The following is a 15,306-nucleotide window of genomic DNA, read 5'->3' on the forward strand; positions in this document are numbered from 1 at the left end:
ACTCGTGGTCGAGCGCGGTCCGGAGCGTCGCCGGGCGGCCGGATCGGGGCCGAATTATCTTTTCCGCGGCCATCGGCCCGGGAATTCAGTCCTTTCCCGAAATGACGAAGGCCCCCGGGCCGTCGGGTCCAAGGGCCTTTGCGGGCGATGTGCGGGGCGGCGGGATTCAGGGCTTGGTGACGTCCTCGACCTCACTCTCCTCCTCGCGGCCCGGTGTTTTCAGGTCGAATTTCACGATGATGAACCAGAAGAGCGCGTAGTACACCACGGCGAAGCAGAGTCCGATGACGATGATCAGCCACGGCTTGGTGGCCAGCCCCCAGTTGATCACGTAGTCGGTCAGGCCGGCCGAGAAGCTGAAACCGTCGTGCACCCCGAGCCCCCAGGTGACCGCCATCGAGGCGCCGGTCAGCAGCGCGTGCACGCCGTACAGGGCCGGGGCGATGTAGGCGAAGGAGTACTCGATCGGCTCGGTGACGCCGGTGACGAAGGAGGTCAGGCCGACCGAGAGCATCAGGCCGTAGATCTCCTTGCGGCGGTGTGGCTTGGCCGAGTGGGCGATCGCGAGCGCGGCGGCGGGTAGCGCGAACATCATGATGGGGAAGAAACCGGACTGGAACTGGCCGGCCGTCGGGTCGCCCGCCAGGAATCGCGGGATGTCGCCATGCACGATGGTGCCGTCGGCTTTGGTGAACTCCCCGAACTGGAACCAGACGAAGGTGTTCAGCAACTGGTGCATACCGATCAGCAGCAGTGCGCGGTTGAACAGGCCGAAGACGCCGGCGCCGCCCGCGCCGAGATCGGCGAGGTTCTGCGAGAAGTCGTTCAGACCGCGGCCGATCGGCGGCCAGACCCACAGCGCGAGCGCGGCGGTCAGCATGCCGACCAGTGCGGTGATCATCGGCACCAGGCGGCGGCCGTTGAAGAAGCCCAGCCAGTCGACCAGCTTGGTGCGGTGGTACCGCACCCACAGCCAGGCCGACATCAGGCCGATCAGGATGCCGCCGAGCACTCCCGGGTTCTGGTACGTCGCGTTGGCCGCCCTCGCCGAGGAATAGTCCACGCACTGGTCGCTGACCAGCACCGTCGGCGCCTTGCAGCTCTCCGGGAAGGCGTGCAGGACCTTGTAGTAGACGAGGAAGCCGACCACGGCGGCCAGGGCCGTCGAGCCGTCCGCCTTCTTGGCCATGCCGATCGCCACACCGATGCAGAACAGCATCGGCAGGCCGAGCGCGGAGTCGAGCAGGGCGCCACCGGCCGCCGCGAACACCGTGGCGACGTCGGTCCAGCCCAGGCCGTCCCTGCCGAAGACGTCGGGCTGGCCGAGCCGGTTGAGGATGCCGGCCGCGGGGAGCACCGCGACCGGCAGCTGCAGCGAGCGGCCCATCTTCTGGAGTCCGCCGTAGAAGGTGTGCCACCGGGTGGTCTGCGGGGCCGCGGCTCCTGCCGAACTCATCATCCGCCCTCCGGGAGCAGTTGCCGTCGGGAGACCCGGTGCGGGACCCTCGGGCGGGGCCAGGAACACCCGGGGTCCTTCCTGCGGTCATCGGAGTACACATATATTGGTGTAGACCACATTGGGGCGCAGGCCGCACGCCGGGACGCGAGCCCCGCTGATCGTCATCCTCGGGCGGCGGTCGGAAACCTGCGCGCCGAACTGGGCCAAAAGTGGTCTAACGTGGCATACCGGACCGGCTCGGGTCATGCTTGTCGCGCTGCCCGCCAGCACGACCGCAGCTGAACCCGCGTCAGCCTCCGGCACGGACCTCACCGCCCGACGGTCGAGGCCCACCCCAAAGCACAGCGCAGGACGGCACCCGGCAGAGCCGCCGAAGGGCCGAGACAGAGGGAGAAACCAGATGGCCAGCAAGGCTGAGAAGATCGTCGCCGGTCTGGGCGGCATCGAGAACATCGAAGAGGTCGAAGGCTGCATCACCCGCCTGCGCACCGAGGTGAAGGACGCCTCCCTGGTCGACGAGGCCGCCCTCAAGGCCGCCGGCGCCCACGGCGTCGTCAAGATGGGCACCGCTATCCAGGTCGTCATCGGCACCGACGCCGACCCGATCGCCGCCGACATCGAGGACATGATGTGAGCTGAGCCACCCGGGCTCACCACACCCGGCCCGCCGACCCGCTCAGGGGGACGGTGGGCCGAGGCGCATCCGGAACCGGTGTCCGGAGCGACTACGCTCAGTGCCTATGTCACGCATCGACGGCCGCACCCCCGAACAGCTCCGCCCCATCACCATCGAGCGGGGCTGGAGCAAGCACGCCGAAGGCTCCGTCCTCATCTCCTACGGCGACACCAAGGTGCTCTGCACCGCCAGCGTCACCGAGGGCGTCCCGCGCTGGCGCAAGGGCAGCGGCGAGGGCTGGGTCACCGCCGAGTACTCCATGCTCCCGCGCGCCACCAACACCCGCGGCGACCGCGAAGCCGTCAAGGGCCGCATCGGCGGCCGCACCCACGAGATCAGCCGCCTCATCGGCCGCTCGCTGCGGGCCGTGGTCGACCACCGCGCCCTCGCCGAGAACACCATCGTGCTCGACTGCGACGTCCTCCAGGCCGACGGCGGCACCCGCACCGCCGCCATCACCGGCGCCTACGTCGCCCTGGTCGACGCCGTCTCCTGGGCCCGCGAGCGCAAACTGCTGCGAGCCAAGGGCCAGCCGATCACCGGTGGCGTCAGCGCCGTCAGCGTCGGCATCATCGACGGCGTCCCGATGCTCGACCTCCAGTACGAGGAGGACGTGCGCGCCGAGACCGACATGAACATCGTCTGCACCTCCGACGGCCGCTTCGTCGAGGTCCAGGGCACCGCCGAAGGCGCCCCCTTCGACCGCGGCCTCCTCAACCGGCTGCTCGACCTCGGCACCCTCGGCTGCACCGAGCTCGACGGCATCCAGCGCAAGGCCCTGGAGGGCTGACCCCCCCTCAGGGCTTCAGGTCTGAACCGCGCGTACGGCCTGCTGTACAGGCCGGGCCCGCAGACCGTACGGTTCCCGCAGCACTCCCGCTGCGGGAACCGCGCACTCCGTGGCGCGCGTCCCTCCCCACGGAACCCGCGCCCCCCAGGAGGACCGGATGCCGCCGAGCATCGCCCGCCCCGCCGTTCTCGCCGTGGCCGGACTGATCGCGATCCTCCCGCTCAGCATGGTCAGTTGCTCCGCCGCCCAGAAGGCGATCGACTGCGGCAACACCGCCGTCAAGGTCACCGGCGACATCGCCGACCTCACCAAGGCCTACGACAACGCCAGCAACGACTCGGCCGCCGCCGGGAAGGCGCTGCAGAAGCTCAAGGGCGACCTCGACCAGATCGGGAAGAACTCGAAGAACACCGACGTCGCCAAGGCCGTGACCGACCTGCAGAAGCAGGCCGACAAGGTCCAGCAGGCCGTCGACAAGAAGCAGGCCCCCGACCTCAAGCCGCTCGGCGACGCGGCCGGCAACCTCACCTCCGTCTGCACCGGCTGACCGTTTCCCGTCTCTGGATAAGGTGGGCGATATGTCCACCTGTCTGATCCTCGCCACCCGCAACCAGCACAAGGTCGCCGAGCTGCGCGCCATCCTCACCGACGCCGGCCTGGACGTCGAACTCGTCGGCGCCGACGCCTACCCCGAGATCCCGGATGTCCCCGAGACCGGTGTCACCTTCGCCGAGAACGCCCTGCTCAAGGCCCACGCCCTGGCCCGCGCCACCGGCATGCCCGCCGTCGCCGACGACTCCGGCCTCTGCGTGGACGTCCTGAACGGCGCGCCCGGCATCTTCTCCGCCCGCTGGGCAGGCAAGCACGGCGACGACCGCGCCAACCTGGAGCTGCTGCTCGCCCAGCTCTCCGACATCGACGCCGCACACCGCGGCGCCCACTTCTTCTGCGCCGCCGCCCTCGCGCTGCCGGACGGCACCGAACGCGTCGTTGAGGGCCGCCTCCTCGGCACCCTGCGCACCGCCCCGGCCGGTGACGGCGGCTTCGGCTACGACCCGATCCTCCAGCCCCTCGGCGAGACGCGTACGTGTGCGGAGCTGACGGCGGAGGAGAAGAACGCCATCAGCCACCGCGGCCAGGCGTTCCGGGCGCTGGCGCCGGTGGTGAAGGAGCTGCTGGGCTGAGACGAGCGAAGGCCTCGACCGGAACTCGTTCGGTTGAGGCCTTCGATTTGAAGGTATTTCTCGGTGCGGCCGAAGGGATTCGAACCCTCAAGCCCTCACGGGCCAACGGACCTAAACCGTCTGCGTCGCCACTGCGCCACGGCCGCTTGTCCTGCTGGCCATCATGTTACTGGGCGCGTGGAACGGCTGGCACCTCCGTTTCGCTTGTCACTGGGCGCTGTGGCCGCTCTTCTTCCGCCTGGAGTAGGTCGGAGTGACGGAGTGGCAGTTCGGGCACAGTAACCGGAGGTTCTCCCGCCTGATGTCGAGCCAGTCACCGTTGATGTCGACGTGGGCGGCGCGGTTGAGGTGAGGGACGGCAGTGGCGGCACACCCGGCCGGGGGGTGTGCCGCCACCGCTTCGTTCGGAGTGATCAGGCCTCGACCTTGAGGTCGCGCAGCAGCTTGGCGACGTGCCCGGTGGCCTTGACGTTGTACAGCGCGCGCTCGACCTTGCCCTGCTCGTCGACGACCACGGTGGAGCGGATCACGCCCAGGTAGGTGCGGCCGTAGTTCTGCTTCTCGCCGTAGGCGCCGTACGCTTCCAGGACGGCGTGGTCCGGGTCGGACAGCAGCGTGACCTTGAGGTCCTCGGCCTCGCGGAACGTGCCGAGCTTCTCCGGCTGGTCGGGCGAGATGCCGATGACGTCGTAGCCGGCGCCCGCGAAGACCTCCAGGTTGTCGGTGAAGTCGCAGGCCTGCTTGGTGCACCCCGGGGTGAGGGCCTTGGGGTAGAAGTAGACGATGACCTTGCGGCCCAGGTGGTCGGCGAGGGAGACCTGGTTGCCGTCGGCGTCGGACAGGCTGAAGGCGGGCGCGGTGTCGCCGGGCTGGAGACGCTCAGTCATGGGGTGGACTCTCCTGGTGCGTGCGGCTGGGACGGGCGGTCGTACCACGGCAAACTTACCTCCGTTGGTGGGTGGGGCCGCGCGGCCGTGCTCGGCAGCTGACAAACTGGGTCAGTCACGCAGGACGACCAGGACGACATCGGCAAGTGAATGGGGTGGCCCGAGTGGGCGAGGCGAGCACGCAGGACAAGCCGGAGCGGACGACCGCCCAGATCGAGGCGGACATCGAGCGCACCCGCGACCGGCTGGCGGAGACCCTGGACGAGCTGGCCGTGCGGATCCACCCGAGCACCGTTTCCGCCCAGGTCAAGGCGAAGGCGATGGCCACCGTCGAGGAGAAGGCGGGCCGGGCGTACGTGGCCGCGAACGGCCTGGTGGAGAAGGTCCGGGCGCAGTTCGTCGACGAGAAGGGGCAGCCGCGCAGGGAGCGCGTCGTCCCGGCCGCGCTGGTCGGCGTGGGCCTGGTGCTGCTGATCGCCTCCGCCCGTCGGCGCCGCAAGGACTGAACGGTGGTGCTGGAACGGCCGGGCGCCCGTGGGGGCCCGGCCTTCCGTATGCCGGGCTGGCGTCACGCCGCGCGTCCGGGGGCGGTACCTTCGGGACCGTGAGTACGAACGACGAACCGACCCGCTCCGAGCAGGAGCACGAGCCCGTGCGGCACGACCGGCTGGGCGAGAAGCTGCCGATCCGGATGCTGCACGACCGCGTGCTGGTGCGCACCGAGGGCAGCGAGGGTGAGCGCCGCTCGACCGGCGGCATCCTGATCCCGGCGACCGCTGAGTTGTCCAAGCGCTGCACCTGGGCCGAGGCCGTCGCGGTGGGCCAGAGCGTGCGCGCGGTGGAGCCGGGTGACCGGGTGCTGTACGACCCGGAGGACAAGCTGGAGGTCGAGGTCCGGGGCGCCACCTACGTGCTGCTGCGCGAGCGCGACCTGCACGCGGTGGCGGCGGCCCGTTTCGGGGACACCGAAGGGTCGACCGGGCTGTACCTGTGAGCTGAGGGGCCGGGGCCGTCCCGGGAGCGGTGCCGCGGCGCCGGGACGGTGCTCCCCGGGGTGGTCAGAGCCCGTGCGGGCGCAGCAGGTCCGCTTACCTGCGCATGATCTCGGTGTCGGTCACGGTGAGGCCGGCTCCGGCGGCGGCCGCCTTCCGCCTGTTCGCCGCTTGGCGGGCCCGCTCTTCGGACCGGTGAGAGATGGCGGGGCCGGCTTGTCGGTAGCGGGCGCTAGGGTCCTGGCATGAGCGAGGCTGTGCCGGTGATCGGTGATGCGGAGCGGCGGGCCCGGCTGGGGCGGCGGCAGCTGTTGGCGCCCTCGGTGCGGGCGGCGCGGGTGGAGGACGTGGCCGACGCGGTGGTCGGGCTGCACGCGACGGACGCGGCCACGGTGTACCTGTCGGCCTGCGCGCGGCTGGCCGAGCCCTCGGCGGCGGAGGTGGACCGGGCGCTGTACGAGGACGTCTCGCTGGTGAAGCTGCTGTCGATGCGGCGGACGATCTTCGCGGTGACGGAGGGCTTCGCCCCGTACGTGAGTTCGGCGGCGGCGCGGGCGATCGCGCTCAAGGAGCGGGCGACGCTGCTCAAGCACCTGCGGGACCACGCCGAGGGCTGGGACGAGGCGCGGCTGGCGGAGACGGAGCGCGACGTGCTGGCCGCGCTGGCGCGGCGGGGCGAGGCGACGACCAGCCAGCTCGGGGACGACGTCCCGCAGTTGCGCGAGACGATGCTGATGTCGGCGGGCAAGCCGTACGAGGCGAGGCAGAGCGTGGGCAGCCGGCTGCTGCGGCTGCTGGCCTCGGACGGGCACGTGCGCCGCTGCCGTCCGCGCGGTTCCTGGCTGAGCAGCAGCTATCCGTGGGCGCTGGTGCCGCAGTGGCCGGAGGTGCCGGTGCGGGAGGCGAAGGCGGAGGTGGTGCGGCGCTGGCTGGCGGCGTACGGTCCGGCGACGGTCGAGGACGTGAAGTGGTGGACGGGCTGGACGCTGGGGGACGTCCGCAGGGCGCTGGGGGACGTCGGGGCGCGGGACGTGGCGTTGGCGGACGGTTCGGCCGCGCTGGTGCTGCCGGGGGACGAGGTTCCGGTGTCGGAGCCGGAACCGTGGGCGGCGCTGTTGCCGGCGTTGGACCCGGCGGTGATGGGCTGGCGCGGGCGGGACTGGTACCTGCGGCCGGAGGACGTGCCGGCGCTGTTCGACCGGGCGGGCAACGCCGGGCCGACGGTGTGGTGGTGCGGCGAGGTGGTGGGCGGCTGGGCGCAGCGGGCGGACGGCGAGCTGGTGTGGCGGCTGTTCCGGGACGTCGGGGCGCAGGCCGGGCGGGCCGTCGCGGCGGAGGCGGAGCGGCTGGCGGGCTGGCTGGGGGAGGTGCGGGTGACGCCACGGTTCCGGACGGGGATGGAGCGGGAGCTGGCCGCCGGGAAGTAGCTCACTGTGCGGGCGCCGTCGCCGAGTTGGTGGGTCCGGCGGTGGCGGTGGGCTGGCTGGTGGGCTTGGTCGGCCGGGTCGTCTGGGTGGGCCGGGCGGTGGGGCTGGGCTGCTCCTCCTGGCTGGGGGTGGGCTCCGGGTTCTGCGGGCTGGGGGCGGCCGGGCCGGGCGCGGGTGCGTCGGTGGTGGAGGGCGCGCTGGGGGCGTGGGTGTGGGGGGCCGGCGCGGGGGCGCCGGTGGGGGTGGCGGCGGTGCCGGGGGTGGCGCTGGCGCTCGGGGGAGTGCTGCTGGGGGTGCCGGTGGGGGTCCAGTTGCCGGGGTCCGGGTTGCTGCGGCCGGTCTGCAGGTCGAACTGCTGGGTGGTGGTGCCGTTCAGGGCGGCGGTCATGTAGTCGGTCCAGATCTTGGTGGGGAAGGTGCCGCCGTTGATCCGGGTGAGGCCGGCGGTGCCGGCCAGCGGTTCCTTGGCGTGGCTCTTCGGGTTCTCTCGGAACAGGCCGACGGTGGTGGTGAGTTCGGGGGTGAAGCCGGCGAACCACGCGGAGAGGTTGGAGTCGGTGGTGCCGGTCTTGCCGGCGGCGGGGCGGCCGAGGTCGAGGGCGGCGGCGCCGGTGCCGCGCGGGCTGACGACGTCGCGCAGCACGTCGGTGACGGAGTCGGCGATGCTGCGGTCCAGGGCGGTGGTGGCCTTGTGTTCGGGCATCTTGGGGACGTCGACGGCGCCGCCGGGGTTGACGCGTTCGAGCTTGAGGACGGACCACGGGGTGTGCGCCTCGCCGTGGTTGGCGAAGGTGGCGTAGGCGCCGGCCAGATCGAGGGCGCTGGGGGTGGCGGTGCCGAGGGTCATCGAGGTGTTGGCCGGATCCATGCCGCGGACGCTGTCGGGGATGCCGAGTTTGACGGCGGTCTCGCGGACGCGGGCGAGTCCGGCGTCCACGCCCTCCTGGGCGTACACGGAGTTGACGGACTTGACCATGGCGTAGCGCAGGGTGATGTTGCCGTAGTCGACGTCGTCCTCGTTGGGTGGCGCGTAGGGGGTGGGGCCGCCGGTGACGGGGCGTTCGCTGCTGCCGTCGTAGCGGGTCTCGGTGGTGATCGGGCGGCCGTCCAGGGTGTGCTGGGCGATCAGGCCGGCGGCGAGGTCGATCGGTTTGAAGGTGGAGCCGATCTGGTTGTCCTGGCGCAGCGCGTCGTTGTAGGGCTGCTTGGCGTAGTCGGGGCCACCGTAGACGGCGACGACGCGGCCGGTGGCGGGGTCGACGGAGGCGCCGGCGACTCGGACGTCGGTGTCGGTGGTGGGGCGGGCCTTGGGGTCGAGTTCGTCGGTGAGTTCGTCCTGGACGGCCTTGACGAAGGCGTCCTGGCGGGGCTTCTCGAAGGTGGTGGTGATGCGCCAGCCGCCGGCCTTGAGGGTGGCGGCGTCGATGGTGCCGGAGGAGATCAGGTAGTCGTCGGCGACGCCGACGAGGTAGCCGGCCTGGCCGGAGAGGCCGGTGGCGGGCTGGGGGTCGATCGGCTCTGGGAAGGTGGTGGCGGCGCGGTCGGCGGTGGTGAGGAAGCCGAGTTGGACCATGCCGTCGAGGGCGTAGTTCCAGCGGGCGATGGCCTTCTCGCGGTTGGCGGGGGTGGCGGTCTTGACGTCGTAGAGGCTGGGGGCCTGGAGCAGAGAGGCGAGGTAGGCGCCCTGGCCGAGGGTGAGTCCGGAGACGTCGACGCCGTAGTAGGCCTTGGCGGCGCTCTGGATGCCGTAGGCGCCGCGGCCGAAGTAGCTGCTGTTGAGGTACCCGGCCAGGATCTCATTCTTGTCGCGCTGCTGGTCGACCTTGAGGGCGATGAAGAGTTCGCGGCCCTTGCGTTCGAAGGTCTGGTCCTGGGTCAGGTAGTAGTTCTTGACGTACTGCTGGGTGATGGTGGAGCCGCCCTGCATGCCCTTGCCGAGCAGGGTGTTCCAGCCGGCCCGGAGCATGCCCTTCAGGTCGATGCCGCGGTTCTGGTAGAAGGTGCGGTCCTCGGCGGAGACGACGGCCTGCTGGGTCTGCAGCGGGATCTGGTCGATGGTGACGTCGGTGCGGTTGACGGCTCCGGTGCGCGCGATCTCGGTGGTGCCGTCGGAGTAGAGGTAGATGTTGTTCTGGGCGACGGCACGGGCGTTGGGGTCGGGCACCGGGACGATGACGTAGAGCACGGCGAAGGCGCCGACGGCGAGCAGCAGCAGCGCGGTGAGGGTGCCGAGGGTGACCCGCCAGGTGGGCAGGAGCCGACGCCAGAGGGGGAGGGCGCGGCGGGCCTCGCGGCGGGCGGCCCGTTTGGCCTGGCGTCGGGTGCTCAAGGTCATGCCGAGATTATCTGCTATATGACGTCCGATCAGCGCTGGCAGGGTGCGTGAACTGCGCGGTTGCGTGCGGCGGGTCGTGCGCCCCGGGGTGCGTCGGAAATCCGGGTGCGGGCCGGGAGGGCCGACGGTACGGTGAAAGGTGCGAACCACATAGCGCACCCACTTCTGGCAGCTCCGCCCGCCCGGCCCGGTACCCCCGGGTAGGGCCGGTCGGAGCTACTGGGTCGTGCGCTGACGCGCGTGCGGGCACTCGTCTGCCCGTATTTGTCGACAAGGAGACAATATGCAGAATGGTGTCACGGTGGGGGCGAAGCCCCCTGATACCGCCGTCGGCTCCCCCCTCGGGCTCTACGCCGCCGTCGCCCGCGGTGCCTTCCGCCGCTACTCCACCTACCGGGCCGCCACCCTGGCCGGCACCTTCACCAACACCGTCTTCGGCATCATCCTCGGCTCCTCCTTCCTCGCCCTTTGGCAGGCCCGCCCCGGCCTCGGCGGCTACGACCAGAGCCAGGCCGTCACCTACATCTGGGTCAGTCAGGGCCTGCTGGTCACGATCGCGGTCTGGGGCGGCGGCTTCCAGGACGACGTCCAGGACCGCTTCCGCTCCGGAGACATCGCCGTCGACCTCTACCGTCCGGTCGACTTCCAGGGCTGGTGGCTGGCCGCCGACCTCGGCCGGGCCGCCTTCCAGGCGCTGATCCGCGGCACCGTGCCGATGCTGGTCGGCGCCCTGGTGTTCCGCACCCGGATGCCAGAACACCCGCTGACCTGGGTGTTCTTCCTGCTATCCGGGCTGCTGGCGCTGCTGGTCAGCTTCGGGCTGCGGTTCCTGGTCTCGATCACCGGCTTCTGGCTGCACGACTCGGAGGGGGTGCGCGCGGTGATGCTGGTGGTCTCGATGTTCTTCTCCGGGATGCTGCTGCCGATCGCGCTCTTCCCCGGCTGGCTCGGCGACCTCGGCCGGGTACTGCCCTGGGCGGCGCTGATCAAGGTGCCGACCGACGTCTTCCTGGAGCGCGCCACCGGCACCGGACTGCTCCCGGAGCTCGGCTTCCAGCTCGGCTGGGCGGCCGCGCTGCTCGCCGCCGGGCGGGGCGCGCAGTGGCTGGCGACCCGCAAGGTGGTGGTGCAGGGTGGCTGAGCCCCTCGCCGCGCGCACGTCCTGGGCGGTCCGCTCCTGGTGGCTCTGCGCCCGGATGTGGATGCGCTCGATGATGGCCTACCGGGCCTCCTTCCTGCTGAACCTGCTGGCCAGTCTGGTCATCCAATCCCTCGACTTCGTCGTGTTGGTGATCATGTTCCGGCACACCGACGAACTCGGTGGCTGGAACCTGCCGGAGATCGCCTTCCTCTACGCCACCGCGACCTTCTCCCTCGGCATGGCCAACCTGCTGGTCGGCTCGGCCGACGGCCTCGGCGTGCGGATCATGAGCGGCACGCTGGACACCATGCTGATCCGCCCCGCGCCCGCGCTCTCCCAGCTGTGCGCCGAACGCTTCACCCTGCGCAGGCTCGGCCGCCCGCTCCAGGCCACGGCGGTGCTGGCCTGGTCGCTGGCCGCCCTGGACGTGCACTGGACCTGGGACCGGGTGCTGCTGGTGCCCGTCCTGCTGGTGTGCGGCAGCGTCATCTTCGGCGCGATCTACATCGGCGGCGCCACCATCCAGTTCTGGTGGGGCGAGTCCAAGGAGATCCAGAACTCCTTCACCTACGGCGGCGCGACCCTGCTGCACTACCCGCCGACCGTCTTCGCCAAGGAACTGGTCGCCGGGGCGGTCTTCGGCGTCCCGCTCGCCTTCGTCAACTGGCTGCCCGCCCTGCACATCCTCGGCCGGCCCGACCCGCTCGGCCTGCCCACCGCCTTCCAGTACGCCTCCCCGGTCGCCGCCGCGCTGTGCGTCGCCGCCGCCGGGCTCGCCTGGCGGGCCGGACTGCGCGCCTACCGCGGCACCGGCAGCTGACCCCTCGTACCTCGCGCGAGGCAGGGCCTTCCGTAAGGCCCTGCCTCGCGCCGTACCTCCCGTGAGGAATCACCGTGTCACTGATCGAACTCCAGGACGTCCACCGCACCTTCACCGTGCGGGCCCGCACCGGCCGGTTCAGCCGGACCAAGCGCGAGGTGCGCGCGGTCGACGGGCTGAGCTTCACCGTCGAGGCCGGCGAGTGCGTCGGCTACATCGGGCCCAACGGCGCCGGCAAGTCGACCACCATCAAGATGCTCACCGGCATCCTCGTCCCCAGCGCCGGAAGGCTGCGCGTCGCCGGGGTCGACCCGGCCCGCGAACGCGTCGCGCTGGCCCGCCGGATCGGCGTCGTCTTCGGCCAGCGCACCACCCTGTGGTGGGACCTCCCGCTGCGCGATTCCTTCGAGCTCGCCCGCCGGATCTACCGCATCCCCGACCGGCGTTACCGCGAGAACCTCGGCCGCTGCATCGAACTGCTCGACCTGGCCGGCTTGTTGGACACGCCGGTCCGACAGCTCTCACTCGGCCAGCGGATGCGCGGCGACCTCGCGGCGGCGCTGCTGCACGACCCCCAGGTGCTCTACCTGGACGAACCCACCATCGGCCTGGACGTGGTGAGCAAGGGCCGGGTGCGCGAGTTCCTGCGCGAGGTCAACCGCGACCGGGGCACCACGGTGCTGCTCACCACCCACGACCTGACCGACATCGAGCAGCTCTGCGGCCGGGTGATGGTGATCGACCACGGCCGGGTGGTCCACGACGGCGGGCTGGACGGGCTGCACACCACCGGGCGCAGTGAGCGCACGCTGGTGGTCGACCTCGCCGAGGCCCGGCCGCCGATCGAGGTGGCCGGGGCGCGGGTGGTGAAGGTCGAGGGGCCGCGGCAGTGGCTGGCCTTTCCGGCCCGGGAGAGCGCGGCACCGATCGTGGCGGAGGTGGCGGCGCGGTACCCGCTGGTGGACCTGTCGGTGCGGGAGCCGGCCATCGAGGACGTGATCGCGCGGATGTACGCCGAGGTCGCGATCGGCTGATCGCCGGCTGATCTCCGACTGTTCGGGCGCACATTCGGGGCTCGTCACCCGTCCGGGGCTCGGTACCCGTCCGAGGCTCGGTACCCGTCCGGGGAGGGCGCGTGACTCCCCGGCGGGCGGCCGAGTCGACGGTGCAGCCCTGGCCGAACCGCGCACCGGAGGCCCGCCGCCCGATGTCCGTACCCGACGTGACCGTGGTGGTCGGGGACCGCAACACCATGCCGCACCTCACCGCCTGCCTGGACTCGCTGGTCGGGCGGACGCCGGCGCCGGGGCGGCTGGAGGTGGCGGCCGTCGACGACGGCTCCGCGGCGGCGGTGAAGCGCTGCCGGACGAGTACGCCGCCCGGCACCCCGGGCTGTCCCGGGTGGTGCGCCAGCCCGAATCCGGCGGCCCGGCGGGTGCGCGAGGAGGTCGGCCGGATGATCGAGCGCTTCGGCGCCCGGGCGGTGTACCACCGACTGCCGGTCGCCGCCCGTGTGCGGCTCGAACTCGCCGCCGCCGTAAGGCCGGAGGCGCTGCGTGACCAGATCCGCTACGAGGCCGCGCACGGCGAGCCGCCGGTGGCGGCGGACGGGCGGCGGCGCTACGCGGGCTGTCCGGCGTTCCGGGACGCCCGGCTCGGTCTGCCGGACGGGCTGTTCCTGCTGGGCGAGGAGCCGCTGGTCGAAGCCGTCCTGCCGCTCAACCCGGCCCAGCAGCTGTGGCGCGGCGTCGTCCCGGAGCGGCTGCGGCGCGGGTTGCGGCGCTCGCCGGTGTGGCGCCGGCTCGCCAACTCGGTGAACGGAGGGCGGGGATGAGCCGGGAGAGCCGAGTCGTCGGGCTGGGCGAGCCGGGCCTGCCGCCGGCCGTCCGGTTCGCGCTGAAGGGCCACCGGGTCACCGGCGCGCACATCGCGCCCGGGGTGGTCGGTCGCGGGCCGCCACCGACGCCACGGCCGTCGCGGCCGGGCCGCGCCGGGGGACGCTGGTGGGCTGCGAGACCACCCTGCCGGTCGGCGCCACCCGGGAGCGCCGGGCGCCCGGGCCGACGGCCGGTTCCGGGCTCCTCCGCCGGGCGCGGGGCCGTGCTTGGTGTGGGGGCGTGCTCGGTCTGGGGGCGTGTGGTCCCGGTGGCGCGCTCGGCGTGAGGGTGTGCGATCGCGGGGCGTGTGATCGTGGGGCACGCCCCCGTCCGCGCCGGGCAACGGGCAGACTGGCGGAGTGAGTGACGAAGCCTTCAGCGGGACCGGCCCCGGGGTCCGGTTCACCGCGTCCGACGAGCAGAAGAGACGCGGCGTCCGCCGGATGAAGACCATCGCGACCGGCCTGCTGGCCTTCGCGACCCTGGTCTTCGCCCTCTCCACCTGGGCCGAGGCGGCCGGCGCCGGCGCCTGGGCGGGGTACGTGGCGGCTGCCGCCGAGGCGGGCATGGTCGGCGCGCTGGCCGACTGGTTCGCGGTGACGGCCCTGTTCCGCCGCCCGTTCGGCCTGCCGATCCCGCACACCGCGATCATCCCGACCAAGAAGGACGCCTTCGGGCGCTCGCTCGGCGAGTTCGTCGGTGAGAACTTCCTCGCCGGCCACGTGGTGCGCGGCCGGCTCGCGGCGCTCGGCATCGGCCGCCGGCTGGGGGAGTGGCTGGCCGCGCCGGGCAGCGCCGAACGCGTCACCAAGGAGGCCTCGGCGGCGCTGCGCGGGGTGCTCGCGGTGCTGCGCGACGACGACGTGCGGGCGGTGGTCGCCGAGGCGGTCACCCGGCGGGCCGCGGCCACCTCGGTGGCCGAGCCGATGGGCCGGATGCTGGGCAAGGTGGTCGCGGACGGCGGGCACCACGGCGTGGTGGACCTGGTGGCCGTCCGGGCGCACGGCTGGCTCACCACCAACCACGAGGACGTGGTTCGGAAGGTCTCCCAGAAGACCCCCGGCTGGACGCCGAAGTTCATCGACCACCAGGTCGGCGAGCGGGTCTACAAGGAACTGCTGCGCTTCGTCACCGACATCCGGGACGACCCGAACCACCCGGCCCGCGGGGCGATCGACAACTTCCTCGCCGACTTCGCCACCGAGCTGCAGACCGACCCGGAGACCATCGCCCGGGTCGAACGGGCCAAGGGCGAGCTGCTGGCCCGCCCCGAGGTGCAGGACCTGATCAACTCCACCTGGGCGGCCGTGCGCACGCTGGTGATGGGCGCGGCCGAGGATGAGGACAGCGAACTGCGCCGGCGCATCCGCGACGGCGTGCGTGGCTTCGGCGAGCGCCTGGCCACCGATGCCAAGCTGCAGGCCAAGGTGGACGGCTGGCTCCAGGACGCCGCCCAGTACCTGGTCGACACCTACCGGACCGAGATCACCTCGCTGATCTCCGAGACGGTGGCGAGCTGGGACGCCGACGACGCCTCGCGCAAGATCGAGGCCAACGTCGGGCGAGACCTGCAGTTCATCCGGATCAACGGCACGGTGGTCGGCGCCCTGGCCGGGCTGCTGATCCACACCGTGGCGATCGCGCTCGGGGGGTGAACCCCGGCGTCCCCGGTCGGCTGCTCCGGCTTGGGCCTATCCTGGGCCCCGTCATCGCGATAC

The 15,306-nt window shown here is 72.0% G+C and carries 15 protein-coding genes and 1 tRNA gene; 12 read left to right on the forward strand and 4 right to left on the reverse strand.

The features are described from left to right. Positions 1 to 166: 166 nt before the first annotated feature. Positions 167 to 1,456 carry a PTS transporter subunit EIIC gene (locus ACZ3UD_RS17615; RefSeq protein WP_465587753.1) on the reverse strand — a complete coding sequence of 430 codons (1,290 nt, stop codon included), beginning with the start codon at positions 1,454 to 1,456 and terminating at the stop codon, positions 167 to 169. A 403-nt stretch (positions 1,457 to 1,859) separates the two neighbouring features. Here ACZ3UD_RS17615 and ACZ3UD_RS17620 point away from each other — a divergent pair, with 403 nt between their 5' ends. From ACZ3UD_RS17620 to rdgB, 4 genes are all read left to right on the forward strand, one after another. Next, positions 1,860 to 2,093: a PTS sugar transporter subunit IIB gene (locus ACZ3UD_RS17620; protein ID WP_238862766.1), complete on the forward strand. Its 234-nt coding sequence runs from the start codon at positions 1,860 to 1,862 to the stop codon at positions 2,091 to 2,093. A gap of 106 nt (positions 2,094 to 2,199) precedes the next feature. Further along, complete coding sequence (gene rph, locus ACZ3UD_RS17625; RefSeq protein WP_465587757.1) at positions 2,200 to 2,925, forward strand: ribonuclease PH; 726 nt, start codon at positions 2,200 to 2,202, stop codon at positions 2,923 to 2,925. A gap of 157 nt (positions 2,926 to 3,082) precedes the next feature. Continuing rightward, a complete protein-coding gene (locus ACZ3UD_RS17630; protein ID WP_465587760.1) occupies positions 3,083 to 3,472 on the forward strand; it encodes a hypothetical protein in 390 nt (129 codons plus the stop codon). Between the two features lie 31 nt (positions 3,473 to 3,503). After that, positions 3,504 to 4,109 (forward strand): RdgB/HAM1 family non-canonical purine NTP pyrophosphatase, encoded by a 606-nt coding sequence (rdgB, locus tag ACZ3UD_RS17635; protein ID WP_465587763.1) that lies wholly within the window; start codon positions 3,504 to 3,506, stop codon positions 4,107 to 4,109. 64 nt (positions 4,110 to 4,173) lie between these two features. On the opposite strand, the gene ACZ3UD_RS17640 is transcribed toward rdgB, so the two are convergent. Both ACZ3UD_RS17640 and bcp read right to left on the reverse strand, forming a co-directional pair. Further along, positions 4,174 to 4,255: transfer RNA gene (locus tag ACZ3UD_RS17640), tRNA-Leu, on the reverse strand. A gap of 267 nt (positions 4,256 to 4,522) precedes the next feature. After that, entirely contained in the window at positions 4,523 to 4,996 is a 474-nt protein-coding gene (gene bcp, locus ACZ3UD_RS17645; RefSeq protein ID WP_402952372.1) for a thioredoxin-dependent thiol peroxidase, read from the reverse strand. Positions 4,997 to 5,160: 164 nt separating this feature from the next. On the opposite strand from bcp, the gene ACZ3UD_RS17650 reads away from it, so the two are divergent. The 3 genes from ACZ3UD_RS17650 to ACZ3UD_RS17660 all read left to right on the forward strand — a co-directional run bounded on the left by ACZ3UD_RS17650 (position 5,161) and on the right by ACZ3UD_RS17660 (position 7,415). Next, on the forward strand, positions 5,161 to 5,502 hold the full coding sequence (locus ACZ3UD_RS17650; protein ID WP_465587766.1) for a DUF3618 domain-containing protein: 342 nt from the start codon (positions 5,161 to 5,163) through the stop codon (positions 5,500 to 5,502). Between the two features lie 185 nt (positions 5,503 to 5,687). Continuing rightward, the gene (locus ACZ3UD_RS17655) at positions 5,688 to 5,990 is read left to right on the forward strand and encodes a GroES family chaperonin (RefSeq protein WP_387614106.1); all 303 of its coding nucleotides are present in this window, start codon (positions 5,688 to 5,690) and stop codon (positions 5,988 to 5,990) included. A gap of 243 nt (positions 5,991 to 6,233) precedes the next feature. After that, a complete protein-coding gene (locus ACZ3UD_RS17660) occupies positions 6,234 to 7,415 on the forward strand; it encodes a winged helix DNA-binding domain-containing protein (protein WP_465587769.1) in 1,182 nt (393 codons plus the stop codon). Position 7,416: 1 nt separating this feature from the next. On the opposite strand, the gene ACZ3UD_RS17665 is transcribed toward ACZ3UD_RS17660, so the two are convergent. Then, positions 7,417 to 9,750, reverse strand: coding sequence for a transglycosylase domain-containing protein (locus ACZ3UD_RS17665; protein WP_465587771.1), 2,334 nt, complete (start codon positions 9,748 to 9,750; stop codon positions 7,417 to 7,419). A 283-nt stretch (positions 9,751 to 10,033) separates the two neighbouring features. Here ACZ3UD_RS17665 and ACZ3UD_RS17670 point away from each other — a divergent pair, with 283 nt between their 5' ends. From ACZ3UD_RS17670 to ACZ3UD_RS17690, 5 genes are all read left to right on the forward strand, one after another. Beyond that, positions 10,034 to 10,891, forward strand: coding sequence for an ABC transporter permease (locus ACZ3UD_RS17670; protein WP_465587774.1), 858 nt, complete (start codon positions 10,034 to 10,036; stop codon positions 10,889 to 10,891). Continuing rightward, positions 10,884 to 11,711 carry an ABC transporter permease gene (locus tag ACZ3UD_RS17675; protein ID WP_465587777.1) on the forward strand — a complete coding sequence of 276 codons (828 nt, stop codon included), beginning with the start codon at positions 10,884 to 10,886 and terminating at the stop codon, positions 11,709 to 11,711. The genes ACZ3UD_RS17670 and ACZ3UD_RS17675 overlap by 8 nt, the downstream gene beginning before the upstream one ends. A gap of 74 nt (positions 11,712 to 11,785) precedes the next feature. Then, a complete protein-coding gene (locus ACZ3UD_RS17680; RefSeq protein ID WP_465587780.1) occupies positions 11,786 to 12,745 on the forward strand; it encodes an ABC transporter ATP-binding protein in 960 nt (319 codons plus the stop codon). Between the two features lie 101 nt (positions 12,746 to 12,846). Then, positions 12,847 to 13,545: a hypothetical protein gene (locus ACZ3UD_RS17685; RefSeq protein WP_465587783.1), complete on the forward strand. Its 699-nt coding sequence runs from the start codon at positions 12,847 to 12,849 to the stop codon at positions 13,543 to 13,545. A 402-nt stretch (positions 13,546 to 13,947) separates the two neighbouring features. Continuing rightward, a complete protein-coding gene (locus tag ACZ3UD_RS17690; protein ID WP_465587786.1) occupies positions 13,948 to 15,243 on the forward strand; it encodes a DUF445 domain-containing protein in 1,296 nt (431 codons plus the stop codon). Positions 15,244 to 15,306 lie beyond the last annotated feature (63 nt).

This window comes from Kitasatospora sp. NPDC023118 (genome assembly GCF_055560875.1).